This window comes from Rossellomorea aquimaris (assembly GCF_003315075.1).
GTDB classification, from domain to species: Bacteria; Bacillota; Bacilli; order Bacillales; family Bacillaceae_B; genus Rossellomorea; species Rossellomorea aquimaris_C.
In genome coordinates this window covers 214,161-226,998 of record NZ_QNRJ01000004.1, presented here as the reverse complement: position 1 = coordinate 226,998, position 12,838 = coordinate 214,161, and the positions used below count along the sequence as shown (strand labels likewise).

Genomic DNA, 12,838 nt, shown 5'->3' with positions numbered 1-12,838 from the left:
TTGAATTTTGGTGTGTATTCTATGAATGGGTGTTGTTCAATCAATCAACCCATAACAAAAAGCCGCCCAGATATAGGACGGCTTTTTGTATCATAAATCAATCGTGAATTAATAAACCCCAACAGCATCCCATGCTGATTTAACGGAATTGTAAGTAGCGCTTCCGTTACCGTAAAGATCTGCAGCCGATTGTAAAAGAGCCGCACGAGCATAACTGAAGTTACTTGTCGGTGTTAAGTAAACAGTCAGAGCACGGTAGTAGATTTTTTCTGCTTTGGCTTTACCAATACTTGAAATCGTGTTGTAAGCAGCTTTATTTGGAATACCAGAGTTTGTATGAACGCCTCCGTTATCGGAAGAAGTGTTCACATAGTTATTCATATGAGCAGGTTGACCATATTGAGTAGGATTCGATAGACTGCGAAGGGCGTCTCCCGAAATGCCTGGCGTGTAGATATCTTCACCTAACAAGTAATCACCTGAATCTAAGAAATAACCAAAAACATCAGAGAATGACTCGTTCAAAGCACCAGATTGATATTGATATTGTAATCCGGCAGTACGTTCCGTTACGGCATGAGTCAGTTCATGGGCAACGACATCCAATGCACCCGATAGGGAAGTGAAGGTTGTTCCGTCCCCATCTCCATAGACCATTTGGGAACCATTCCAGAACGCATTATTGTAATTCGAGCCGTAATGGACAGTGGAACGGATGGTAGCTCCGTTATTGTCATAGCTATTTCGGTTATGAGTATTCTTATAATAGTCATATACTTTGCCTGCATACGCATGGGCATCTACTTCAGCCGCTTGGGAGTAAGCAGTCCACGCATTATTGCTATCGACTGTGTAGCTTCCCGGAAGGCTTGAACCGTTTTGAGCTGTTCGGGTTTCGATGACCCCATTCATTGGCTTCGTCACATCATATAAGTAATAAGTACCGTTTGAATAATAAGTATTAAGGTCTTTATAGTCATCCAATACGCCATATCCATAACCGGTTGTAGCAGCATCCGTCACTGCGTTGTAAGCTTCCAGGATGGAGCCATCAGTCGCATCAACGTATACCTGCCAGTTTGCTCCGTATGGTTGGATGAATTGAAGCTGCACTTTATAAGCAAGCGTGAACTTCCCATCTTTTTCATGAATCACAAGATCATTTTTAACGTTTGTGCTTTCAACATCACTTTCTTTCTTCGCATCAAGGGTATGCTCGTCGTGAGTACCCGCCATTGTGTCTGCTTTAGAAACGCCAATGTGCTTCCATGCTAAATCTGAAGCTGACTTTTGATTGATTTTTGATTTTGTCTTAGTTACTTTTTTAGAAGCTTCTTCATAAAGTTGACCCGTTGTTGCCGTCACTTCATTCTTTTTATTTGTATGGACAATGAAGATCGCTCCATCGACAGGGACACCGTCCACTGACTGTGTGAATTTATAATGTGACATTCCTAATTCGTCTGTCGTCTTCTCCAGTAATGTCAACTCAGAATGGGGATCGACAGCGAAAAGTCCTTTATTATCCTTTAGAAATTTTTTAACATCTTTATCGTTCTTTACAATACCTTTTGATAGTTTACCAGATAAGAAGCTAGGTCCATTTTTATCTATGTTCATGACCTTTTGATGAATGTCCATTTTTGAAGTGATAGAATCAGAAGACTGAGCAAATGTGGTGGCACCTGTAAAGGATGCGCTGAATACAAGTGAAGTACCTAGTGCTAAACTAACGAGTTTCTTTCTCGACATAATTACAATTTCCCCTTTTGATCATAGATTTGAGAAATAGCTATTTCTTTTGGCCCCGGCGGCTAATTAGTAGTCTAGTAAAAAATTGCAAGATTGACAATGGGAAAAATGGTAATTTTCAGTAAATTAAAAATATTTCGTGTTATATCATGTCGATTTCGCGCAAATAGAAGGGGGATTTCTTCTGTTATCTATCCATTTTGTGAAAAAATATTTTTCTGGGAATATTCCACTATTTTTTGTGCATATATGAAAATCTTGAGGTCCTGATGTTTGTGAAAACATTCACAAAATGGCACAGCCGAGTACATAATATAAGGGAATGACGTTATTAATTGAAATAAATACATTCAGAAGATAGGTCGAGGACTAGGTAGGAAGGGGGAGAGCGGTACAGTCTATTCGCAAAAAAAGGACTTAGCCAATTTGGCAAGTCCTTTTCGTCAGCTTTCCATGAAATTATATGAAGTCCAGCACCGATTCATCTCAATGCCTTTTTGCTCTGCATACTCATCGCCCCACTTACACATTTCAAAAAGAGTGGTTTGCAGTTTTTTTCCCATATCTGTCGTGGAGTATTCAACCCGTGGTGGAACCTCTTGGTACACCCTGCGGGAGACTAATCCATGTTCCTCCAGCTCCCGAAGCTGCTGAGTGAGCATTTTTTGAGTGATGTCTGGGAGGGATCGCTTCAGTTCGTTAAATCTTTTTACACCTTCGTTCAAATTCCATAGTATTAAAACCTTCCACTTTCCTCCGATGACGTCGATGACCAGATCGATGGAGCATTGATATTCAGGGTTTAGTTGTTTCATATGAGTACCTCCATGGATTAAATGTGTTGGTTGGTTTTGACAGCTGAAAATCCTGCGTAATTTACCTGTTGAAATTTTTGTTAAATTCAGCAGTCAATTAGTCAAAGAAGTTCAGCTGTTAAAATCAACAATATATTCAGCTGCTGAAAAATAGCCTGAAATCAGCAGCTGAACCAGTATCACCTTAGGTTTCCAAACAGAAACTAGGATACTAAATGGTGCCTACTTGCCAATGTTCATTACAGTATATATTATATACCACGAGAAGGAAATAATTAAGGAGATGAATGTATATGAAAGCACTGCTTTTAAAAGGTAAAGGATTATGGAAAGACATGAAGGTCGAGGAAATGGAAACACCATCACCACAAAAAGGGGAGCTTCTAGTAGAGGTCCATGCAGTCGGGCTGAACCCGGTTGATTATAAAACAGCCACCAACGGAATGGCGGTCTGGTCTTACCCGCATATTCTGGGACTTGATGTGGCAGGAGTCATAGTGGAGAAAGGTGAGGGAGTGACCGGGTGGAAAACTGGAGATCGCGTCGTTTACCATGGTGACTTCACCAAAAAAGGCGGATATGCTGAATTTGCGATCATCAATGCCCATACCGTTTCACGTATTCCTGAAGCTGTGTCCTTTGAAGATGCTGCAGCTCTGCCGACAGCAGGCTACACAGCTTATCAGGCAATTCACCGCAAGCTTCCCCTCGAACAAATCAATACGATTCTGATTCATGGTGGAGCAGGCGGAGTAGGCGGATTTGGTGTCCAGCTGGCGAAACTTGCAGGTAAAACAGTCATATCCACCGCTTCCGTGCACAATCATGAATATGTAAAATCACTTGGGGCGGATCATGTCATCGACTATCGTGAAGAAGATGTAAATGCTAGAGTGATGGAAATAACAAATGGACGGGGAGTGGACGCTGTTGTGGATGCGGTCAGCAGACAAAGTTCTACAGACTCTTTAGACGCACTTGCGTATATGGGCCACATGGTTTACATTGCAGGGGCTCCGGATTTCACGAAAGTAGAACCTTTTACTAAAGTGGTATCCTATCATGAGATTGCCTTGGCAGCGGCCCATCAATCCAATGACGTGTATGCTCAAAAGGACTTTGCCGCAATGGGTGACCAGATGCTCTCCTTGTTGGAGCAAAGGAAAATAGACGCGATGTTAAAAGAAGTGGTGAACTTGGAAGAAGTTCCTGAAGCACTGAGCCGTTTATCAGAACGTCATGTGAAGGGGAAAATCGTAGCCAAAGTAAAATGATGGTGAAGTAAAAGGAGAGTCTGTTGTGTCAGGCTCTCCTTTTTCCATTATATTTTGTTTTGACCTAAATAATCTAAACTCATCCGGACGCTTTCAATAGGGGAGATCCTGGATTCATCCTGTTCAACGATCCACCAATCTACATCACTATGCATACCATAATCGAGCACTGATGAGAGATCCACCCCGCCCGTTCCCAGTTCAGCAAAAAATCGTTCCCCATCCATCGTCATATCTTTCAAATGTACCAGGGGGGTCCGTCCCTGATATCGTTTCAGCCATTCAACCGGCTTTTCCCCTGCAAAGGTGAGCCAGTATATATCAAACTCTGCCTTTACCCAATGTGGATTCGTTTCGGAAAGAATCGTTTCGAGTGCCGATTTTTCATTGGAAAGGGTGGTTAATTCGAAATCGTGATGGTGATAGCAAAGGGTGATTCCTTCGTTGAAGCATTTCTCCCCGATTGAATTTAAATCATCGATCAGTTGAACATAATGTTCTTCCGTTCGCTCTTCAGGAAAAAGATACGGACAAACGATATAGCTGCTGCCAAGCTCGAGCTGATCCTGTATCACTCTGTTTGCATTGCTTCTCAGTTCAGCTAAAGGAATATGACTTGAAACGGCCTGAAGCCCCAGGTTATCGAGTGTACCTTTAAGGTCTTTCGGGGATAACCCTCCGTACCCGGCAAGCTCGACACCCTCATATCCCAACCCGGCGACTTGTTGAAGTGTCCCTGTGAAATCCTTTTCCGTTTCGTCTCGTAAAGTATACATCTGCAGGGCTATCGGTATTTTTTTCATGGTCACACTCCTATTATGTGTTGGTTGTTATTTTCTTGAAATGTTCTCATTCATTTGAGAGAGCACGCTCTTATATACTTCTAAGTCCTCCTCCGAAATACCTTTAAGAATCGTTTCTTCATATAGGCCTTCTATAAAAGGATCATCCCAGTTTGGATTTTCGGCTTTGTATATCATTTGCAGTGGAGTGATAATTATAACGATCGCGGTTTATCATGTAGTGACCAAACGTGGAAATCATGGTAAAAATCAGAACGCTAGCGTATTGGAATTGTAACTGAAACAGAAGAAGAGGACTTACCATAATTCGGTAAGTCCTCTTTCTCATTTAATTAAAGCGGAAGCTGATTGTTTGTCAAAATTTATTCGGGCAACTTTTTTCTCGTTTTTAAACAATATATAATGGGCGGTGGCAATTTTTTCTTCAACATAATCAATAGAGAAAGTCCCTGATGGATCGGTAAGACTCCCAATTGCACGGGATAGATGATCGATCACATGCTTTAAATGTTCTGTCCTCTTTAATTCGTTATCCGTGTTCATTTGATCCATGATTTCAAATGCAAGATTTTGAACATGGTACAGACGTCTTTGCTCCATACTGAAGATTCTCCCTTCATATCAAACATATCTCTTTGATTATATGGGGAAAGCTCCAGATATATGATGATCACTTTCCCTAAGCGAGGTATGAAACAGGGTGGAAAAGTACACTCTAAAGATAATAAGGGAGGTGTTTGAAGATGGCACAAGTCGTACTATGTGAAGTAAGCAACTGCAAATATAACCGTGAAGGCAAGAAGTGCTCTGCAGACCAGATTTTCGTTGTCAGTCATAAAGGGGACAAAGCCCACAACAGTGAAGAAACAGATTGTAAAACATTCGATCCGGGTATGTAATGGATAGAAGGCAACCATAGGCGTGGTTGTCTTCTTTTTATATAGTATTGATAATAATTCTCATTCTTATACAAAAAAAGCCCACAAAAGTGAGCTTCATGGTCAACCGGTCTGTTCGGATAATGTGGTGGTTTTGAGCTGGCGGTATCTTGAATAGAACAGTCCCGTCATCAAAAGGGACAGACATCCGAATAATACCGTCATGATTTGGAGTCCTACGAGATCCAGCAGTAATCCTGTGAGAAGGAGCACAACCTGGAAAATCAGTCTGTCGAGCATATTACGGAAAGAGAAGAAACGGCCGTGAAATTCTTTCGGTATCCGTGTTTGAAAAATAGTAGCAGCAGTCGGGAAGAAGCATCCCACGGCAAATCCAAACACTGTGAACGCAAGCACGGACAAGAACGGACTGGTTGCAAAATAAAGAATCATTTGCGCAATCCCGATGATAAAGCTAAAAAAGAATAATATGTTATAAGGTGACATATTTTCACCCATCTTCTTGACGGCAAAAGCGCCTGTCATAAAGGCAATCCCTTCGGCGGTATAGATCCAACCCTTAATGGCCGAACTATCCTGTAGCTCGCTGATGTTGATGACCATTAAGTTGAATCCGCCGATAAATAGCAGTGGGATCAACGTCATCACAAGAGTCATCAATACGATCGGTAGCCCTTTAATGACGGGGAAAACTTCTTTAAAGCTTGCCCCTTTTGGTTTTTCACCTTGTTGAGAGGTGGTCGCGGTTTCTTCAATTGATAAGAACCAGGTCATCACAAATAGTGCCAGATACGCCACTAATGAGAGAGCGTATACCATCGTTAAGGATATGACCACCAACAGGATACCAGCTAACGCAGTTCCAAGGATCCTTGAGAGTGTGGCAACATTCATATGAACCCCATTCATTTGCAGTAAATCCTTCTCTTTTACCACCATCGGAATGGCAGCTTGCAGAGCTGGGAAATAGAAGGCGGCAGATATTTGGATGCTCACTAAGAAGACGACCATCCATAGCACCGAGCCTGTGTTAATCGCAATCAACATGAAAATAACACTTAATGCCCTGGTGAAGCCTGAGATGAGCATTACCGTCTTTTTATTTACCTGATCCGTAATTCTGCCGGCTAATGGTCCAACAGCAAGCCCGGCGAGCAATCCGGAAGCGAGAATCACCGATTTCAGAAAGTAGGAAGGCACCTTTTCCTGCATAAACTCCAGATTACCGATAATCCCTAACCACAATCCGAGACCGGCTATAAATTCACCTATCAATAATATCCATACATTTTTATTTCTCCACATATAGGTCCGTCCCTCGCAGTCGATTTATTTCGCTTCTCTAAATATACTATGGCGGGAGGGGAATGGGAATGATTTTTTTGGGTGGGGGATGTAGTTATCTTGTGAGAGAGCCTGGAAGGAGCAGTTCGCCGTTATAATTGAAATTTCGCCGTTATATCAAGGATTTCGCCGTTAAATTTGAAATTTCGCCGATAAAACATAAATCTACTATCTCATAGCAGGAATTTCTATAGTTCAAGGAGAATAGATGAAGTATAAAACCCGATTGGAGTGGTAAAATGATTGAAAAAGAACGAATCATCCCTCGAATTATTCTGATTTTGCAAGCTTTATTCCGCAGACTTCCCCCAAACCATCCAAAACTCCTAATGATATCCGAGGAACTTGGTAAAAGAATGGCAGGATTCAAAGGAGAGAAAGCTCTAGATTACTCTTTAAGCTTTTTAGATCCCAAAGAATACTACATTCTCCACGATCTCAGAATCCCCTTCAAAAACAGCTTTTTTCAAATAGACACTCTAATCATCACAACCAAATTCATCCTCAATATCGAAGTCAAATACCTCGCTGGCACTGCTTATTTCGACCCTATCTTCAATCAACTTATTCAAACAAAAGAAGGTATTGAATCAGCTTTACCGGACCCTACCATCCAAATCAAAAGACAGGAAAGCCAGCTATTGAAATGGTTAAAGAAGAATGGATTCCCCTCCATCCCCATTTACTCTTGCGTAGTCATGAGCAACGATCGGACTATCATTAAAACCTCTCCAGATAACAAATCCCTTAATAAAATCGTCATCCATCGTCATTCTCTCTTGGACAAAATAAACGGAATTGAGAGTAGCGTTGAAAAAGAGACAGCTTCATCTAAAGACATAAAAAAAATCATTCGAACATTGATAAGAAAACATCAAGAAGCAACGCCCTCAATTCCAGAAAGATTTAACATTGAAGAAAAAGATCTATTGAAGGGGGTCATTTGTGAAGTTTGCCATCATCGTCCTTTAGTAAGAAAACATGGTACCTGGTTCTGTTTGAAATGTGAAAGCAGGAATAATGATGCACATATTCAAGCCCTTAAAGATTACGAGCTGTTAATCGATTCAAAAATAAATAATACAGAACTAAGAAAGTATTTAGTAGTAGCTTCACCCTATGTTGCAAAAAGACTCCTCCAATCCCTTAACCTCCCCACAGCAGGCACTAAAAAAGGAACACAATACATCCTAATATTCAATGAAGGTCAACCTCAAAAAACGAAACAAAAACACCCGCCAATAATCTGACGGGTTTTCATTCCTTCTCAATCCACTCCTGGGACCACTTTTCTATATCTTTCATTAAAGGTTCTAAAGAATATCCTTTTTTAGTTAGTGAATATTCAATACGCACGGGTGTTTCCGGGTAGACGTCTCGTTTTACGATTCCTTCTTCTTCAAGATCCTTTAAACGCTCTGATAGAAGTCTCCCACTGATGCCGATTGCGTCTTTGATGGTGCAGTTCCGTTGTGGGCCGGTAAGCAATTGATAAATGATGAGTGCTGTCCATCTTTGACTTAAGATGCCGATGGCCTTCTCAAACCTTGGACAAATTTCTGATTGATTCATTTTGTCAGGCGCCTCCTTCTTTGTGACTAGTATACCACAAAAACACCTTTTTAGTAATTTAATTACTTGACAGAACATAGTTATTAAAATAGTATAGGTTACATAAAGTAACTAACTTTAATAAAATAACAAAAAGGAAGGAAGAATAGACAATGCTAAAGAATCACTTAATAGGGGCATTTATTTTAAGAATATTTCTAGGAATCACCTTTTTCATTCACGGTTTGACTAAGTTTCAGGGAGGGATTGAAAATACGGTCGGTTTCTTTCAAAGTTTAGGACTGCCGGGATTTGCGGCTTATGTAGTCGCCATCATTGAACTGGTCGGTGGACTGGCAATGATCCTTGGGATCGGGACTCGTGTCGTGGCTGGATTATTTGCGTTAATCATGCTGGGAGCAATCGTCAAAGTAAAATTAGCTGCCGGTTTCTTAGGGAATGGACAGATGGCCGGATATGAATTAGATTTAGCACTGCTTGCGATTTCATTATATTTTGTCGTGGCTAAGGAATCATTGTTCTCAATAGATCAGAAGTTTTCACAGTCAGAATGAATGGGAGGAATTAAAATGAATTTTCATAAAGAACCACATACATTCGTTGGGGAAGTAAATATAAAAGTTGAAAACTTAGAACGATCTCTTTCCTTTTATCAAGAAGTAATCGGGTTTAAAGTAATGGAACAAACAGAGAATAGAGCGACTTTGACCGCAGATGGGATCCACCCATTATTATCTCTGGAACAACCGGAAAATGTTTTACCGAAGCAGCCCGGAACAACAGGATTGTACCATTTTGCCCTGTTGTTACCGAATAGAGCAGATCTGGGAAAAATAGTAGAACATTTTATAAAGCTGAATATTCAACTGGGGTCTTCTGATCACCTGGTTAGTGAAGCACTGTATTTGTCAGATCCGGATGGAAATGGAATCGAGATTTACAGGGACCGTCCTTCATCGGAATGGACATGGAATGGCGATCAGGTAAAGATGGCAGTTGATCCCATCGATGCAAAGGGGATTTTGGCTGAGGCAATGGGACAGCCGTGGGAAGGCCTTCCTGCCGGTACGGTCATGGGACACATCCATCTGCATGTTTCTGATTTGAAATCAACAGAGGAATTCTACGGGAAGGGACTTGGCTTCGATGTAGTCAGTCGATTCGGAAGTCAGGCACTTTTCATTTCAACAGGTGGATATCATCATCATATTGGGCTGAACACCTGGAACGGGGTAGGAGCGCCGAGACCAGCTGAAAACAGTGTGGGCTTAAACTCATTCACCCTACACTTCCCAACCGAAGAAAAACGCACCACCATCATCCGACAGCTTCAATCCATTGGAGCGACCATACGCGAACAAAATGGAAAAATCCTGACCGATGACCCATCAGGCAATCGGATCTATTTAAGCCTGTAAGAGAAGAGGGACGGACCTCACTTTGAGGTCCGTCCCTCTTGCTGGGATATCTGCAAATCGTAAGGAAACATTAAAAAGGAGCCAACATGCATTGAATGCGGTGCCTGGCTCCTTTTTTGTATGGTTTTATTAATAATAATAAGGGTAAGGAGGATAACCATAATAAGGTGAAGGATATCCGTATCCATATCCATATCCATATCCGTACGGGCTCAATAATGCAGCTCCAAGCAGCCCACCGGCAAGCCCCCCTAAAAACGGGTTGAATCCGAACCCAAACGGTCTTCTTCCAAATCCACCAAAGCCAAATCCAGGCCTGCCAAACCCCACACGTCCGATTGGGCGACGTACATCATGATAATTGATAAATGGTTCATTACTTACAGTATGAAAATCATTCATAACATAAACCTCCTCTCTATCTAGGTTATGAATATTCGCACCGATACGAAAAGGACTGGGCATTCACCCATCTAGAGAGAGTTTGTGATAATAGACCTATGACATTTTTTTGAGTTATTAAATGTAAAGCAGCTGCTAACCTGGTTGCTTTACATTCTCACTAATTGAGTATGTAAAACAACTTCAGGAGGAAGATTCCTTCGTTTGTACCAATGCCGATATGACAGCACCGATTGCCTGGATCCAGCTCCCCGTCACATTGATATTCCCGCTGTCCCTTTCATTCAATTCGAGGATTCCAGCGATGGCCTGTAGTGAGTTACCAATAACCTGAAGGAGATTTCCGTATATAGAATATAGCTCTTCTAACGTATGTTCTTCATCAAATGAATCGGCAAGGGCAGCCCCTCCACCCAATGCTTGAAGGAGATTTCCTTTAATATTCAACTCTTGCTTCGTAATGTCATTAAACTTAATGAGTATGCCGGCTATAACGGTTACGTTTCCGATCGCTTGAATTTCATTTCCTGCTTTCGTCAGGGTGAAATCATCTATTGCATCTGCTTCTAACGCATTTCCCGTTGCTTGAAGTTCATTTCCTACGAGATTGAACGAGTTTAAAGTATTTTCTGGAATGCTCTTAATGGGGGTACTGCCAATAGCGGCAATGACCGTTCCGATTGCCGCGATCCATGCTCCCAATGTGGCTTTTTGTTCATTGCTCATAGTATAATCGCCTACTTTAAAGTTCTTAGATATTGTATACAACTAGGCGATGGTTGGTTCATTCCCACCATATTGAAGAGGGGTAGGAATCACCTTCTACTGGAAACGTTTCTCCGATTCGAGGGGTAACAACATGAACCCCCTGTTCTGCACCGCTATTCGTCACTCTCATTATGGGATCTGTCCATTCATGAAAAGATAACGTGAAAGCACCCCAATGAATGGGCAGAAGCCACTTCCCCTTCACATCAAGGTGGGCTTGTACAGTCTCTTCCGGACACATATGTATCGGTGCCCATCTGGGATCATATTGACCACATTCCATCAGGGACAAATCGAATGGTCCATAAGCACTGCCGATTTCTTTAAAATGTGGCCCGTACCCACTATCTCCGCTGAAAAAGATTCTGGAAGAGTTCCCGATGATACACCACGAACACCATAAAGTAGCATTGCGATCATGTAAGCTTCTCCCGGAAAAATGTCGTGCCGGGGTACAAGCCAGAGTAAGACCACTCCACTCAATCTCGTCCCACCAATCGAGCTCTACAATGTAATCAGAATGGATTCCCCATCTCTCAAGGTGACTCCCTACCCCGATGGGAACAAAGAACTGATTCACTTTGCCTCGAAGCTTTTGAATCGTACCATAATCCAGATGATCGTAATGATCATGTGAAAAGATCACAGCATCAATAGAAGGTAGTTCATCCATTTGAAACGGGAGGTCTTTGCTAAACCGTTTCCCGCCCATCCAAGGAAAAGGGGATGGAGCACGACCAAACATGGGATCAAGCAATAGCCTTTTTCCATCAATCTCAACCATGGAAGCTGAGTGCCCGAACCAAGTGACATTCGTAGCAGAATGAGGGTGGTCAAAGGATGGAAATCGGACCCTGGGAATATCGGTATCAGGTTTACGGTTGCTATTTCTTTTCATAAGATCCCGAATCATTGTAAGAGACGTGGAAAAGCTGGTATCCATAGAGGTTGGAATGGAATTTTTAAATGAGCCTTTTGAATGTTGGGGAGAGGGCTGAACACGTTGAAGGGAAGGCTTCTCACCAAATGCAGGATAAAACCGGACAACCAGGAAGGCAATCACGATCAAAGCGGCAAGTGAAAATATAAAAATTAGCATGGATTCTGCTCCTTTTCATTCGATATCTATTACTATCTCAGATAAGCTTGCGACTGTCCAAAATGAAAGGAGTATCACATTTAAGAATTATTTAAGATTTTCGTTAAGAATCCATAAGGTTTGTTTATTATACTATCGTTAATCATAACGAGGGGATGAGTAAATGAGAAAATGGATGCTTGGAATAGCTGTAGTAGGAGTATTAGGAGTGGGATGGTGGCTGATTTCTCCGTTATTTTTAGATAAGGTGGTGAACGAAGCGCCTGTTTCATCGTCATCTGCCTCAAATATGAAAGAACAAGAAGAGAATACTATGAAAGAAACCGACTCATCTTCGCCAGACGAAATGACAAACGATACAATGGAAATAAATGAATTAGTCGGGATTTTTCAAGGAGCAGATGAAAATCACGATGCAAAAGGAAAAGTGAGAATATCAGGAAAAAATATTCGATTGGAAAATTTTGAAGTGACCAATGGACCGGATCTATACGTTTACTTAGTAGAAGAAGGTCAGGATACAATAGAAGGGATTTCACTGGGTGAATTAAAGGGGAACATCGGTAATCAAAATTATGAGATTCCAGGAGATCATTCTGCTTCATCAGGGATGCATATTGTGATTTGGTGTAAGCAATTTAATGTGGATTTCGGTCGTGCTGAGTTAGGTAAGGCAATGTAAAGGAGAGTAA

General features: G+C 41.6%; 15 protein-coding genes. 6 read left to right on the top strand and 9 right to left on the bottom strand.

The window, feature by feature from the left end; all coding sequences use genetic code 11:
• Positions 1-108: 108 nt before the first annotated feature.
• Both DET59_RS07590 and DET59_RS07585 read right to left on the bottom strand, forming a co-directional pair.
• Positions 109-1,752 (bottom strand): M4 family metallopeptidase, encoded by a 1,644-nt coding sequence (locus tag DET59_RS07590; protein ID WP_113969082.1) that lies wholly within the window; start codon positions 1,750-1,752, stop codon positions 109-111.
• 443 nt (positions 1,753-2,195) lie between these two features.
• Positions 2,196-2,567 carry a winged helix-turn-helix transcriptional regulator gene (locus tag DET59_RS07585; protein ID WP_113969081.1) on the bottom strand — a complete coding sequence of 124 codons (372 nt, stop codon included), beginning with the start codon at positions 2,565-2,567 and terminating at the stop codon, positions 2,196-2,198.
• Positions 2,568-2,860: 293 nt separating this feature from the next.
• Between DET59_RS07585 and DET59_RS07580 the strand changes: the two genes are divergently transcribed.
• Positions 2,861-3,841: a zinc-binding dehydrogenase gene (locus DET59_RS07580; RefSeq protein WP_113969080.1), complete on the top strand. Its 981-nt coding sequence runs from the start codon at positions 2,861-2,863 to the stop codon at positions 3,839-3,841.
• 47 nt (positions 3,842-3,888) lie between these two features.
• On the opposite strand, the gene DET59_RS07575 is transcribed toward DET59_RS07580, so the two are convergent.
• Positions 3,889-4,644, bottom strand: coding sequence for a sugar phosphate isomerase/epimerase family protein (locus tag DET59_RS07575; protein ID WP_113969079.1), 756 nt, complete (start codon positions 4,642-4,644; stop codon positions 3,889-3,891).
• A 324-nt stretch (positions 4,645-4,968) separates the two neighbouring features.
• A complete protein-coding gene (locus tag DET59_RS07570; protein WP_113969078.1) occupies positions 4,969-5,244 on the bottom strand; it encodes a hypothetical protein in 276 nt (91 codons plus the stop codon).
• Positions 5,245-5,387: 143 nt separating this feature from the next.
• On the opposite strand from DET59_RS07570, the gene DET59_RS07565 reads away from it, so the two are divergent.
• Positions 5,388-5,543 carry a DUF1540 domain-containing protein gene (locus tag DET59_RS07565; RefSeq protein WP_113969077.1) on the top strand — a complete coding sequence of 52 codons (156 nt, stop codon included), beginning with the start codon at positions 5,388-5,390 and terminating at the stop codon, positions 5,541-5,543.
• A 102-nt stretch (positions 5,544-5,645) separates the two neighbouring features.
• Here DET59_RS07565 and DET59_RS07560 read toward each other — a convergent pair whose 3' ends face one another.
• Positions 5,646-6,848 (bottom strand): MFS transporter, encoded by a 1,203-nt coding sequence (locus DET59_RS07560; RefSeq protein ID WP_113969076.1) that lies wholly within the window; start codon positions 6,846-6,848, stop codon positions 5,646-5,648.
• A gap of 278 nt (positions 6,849-7,126) precedes the next feature.
• Here DET59_RS07560 and DET59_RS07555 point away from each other — a divergent pair, with 278 nt between their 5' ends.
• Positions 7,127-8,137 (top strand): nuclease-related domain-containing protein, encoded by a 1,011-nt coding sequence (locus tag DET59_RS07555; protein WP_113969075.1) that lies wholly within the window; start codon positions 7,127-7,129, stop codon positions 8,135-8,137.
• A 7-nt stretch (positions 8,138-8,144) separates the two neighbouring features.
• Here DET59_RS07555 and DET59_RS07550 read toward each other — a convergent pair whose 3' ends face one another.
• The gene (locus tag DET59_RS07550) at positions 8,145-8,459 is read right to left on the bottom strand and encodes a winged helix-turn-helix transcriptional regulator (RefSeq protein WP_113969074.1); all 315 of its coding nucleotides are present in this window, start codon (positions 8,457-8,459) and stop codon (positions 8,145-8,147) included.
• Positions 8,460-8,611: 152 nt separating this feature from the next.
• On the opposite strand from DET59_RS07550, the gene DET59_RS07545 reads away from it, so the two are divergent.
• Together DET59_RS07545 and DET59_RS07540 are read left to right on the top strand one after the other, a co-directional pair.
• Positions 8,612-9,013: a DoxX family protein gene (locus DET59_RS07545; protein ID WP_113969073.1), complete on the top strand. Its 402-nt coding sequence runs from the start codon at positions 8,612-8,614 to the stop codon at positions 9,011-9,013.
• Positions 9,014-9,028: 15 nt separating this feature from the next.
• Entirely contained in the window at positions 9,029-9,877 is an 849-nt protein-coding gene (locus DET59_RS07540) for a VOC family protein (protein ID WP_113969072.1), read from the top strand.
• A gap of 129 nt (positions 9,878-10,006) precedes the next feature.
• Here DET59_RS07540 and DET59_RS07535 read toward each other — a convergent pair whose 3' ends face one another.
• The 3 genes from DET59_RS07535 to DET59_RS07525 all read right to left on the bottom strand — a co-directional run bounded on the left by DET59_RS07535 (position 10,007) and on the right by DET59_RS07525 (position 12,146).
• Complete coding sequence (locus DET59_RS07535; protein ID WP_113969071.1) at positions 10,007-10,279, bottom strand: hypothetical protein; 273 nt, start codon at positions 10,277-10,279, stop codon at positions 10,007-10,009.
• 183 nt (positions 10,280-10,462) lie between these two features.
• Positions 10,463-11,005: a DUF6944 family repetitive protein gene (locus tag DET59_RS07530; RefSeq protein ID WP_113969070.1), complete on the bottom strand. Its 543-nt coding sequence runs from the start codon at positions 11,003-11,005 to the stop codon at positions 10,463-10,465.
• A 58-nt stretch (positions 11,006-11,063) separates the two neighbouring features.
• Complete coding sequence (locus DET59_RS07525) at positions 11,064-12,146, bottom strand: MBL fold metallo-hydrolase (RefSeq protein ID WP_113969069.1); 1,083 nt, start codon at positions 12,144-12,146, stop codon at positions 11,064-11,066.
• A 163-nt stretch (positions 12,147-12,309) separates the two neighbouring features.
• Here DET59_RS07525 and DET59_RS07520 point away from each other — a divergent pair, with 163 nt between their 5' ends.
• The gene (locus DET59_RS07520) at positions 12,310-12,828 is read left to right on the top strand and encodes a DM13 domain-containing protein (protein WP_113969068.1); all 519 of its coding nucleotides are present in this window, start codon (positions 12,310-12,312) and stop codon (positions 12,826-12,828) included.
• Positions 12,829-12,838 lie beyond the last annotated feature (10 nt).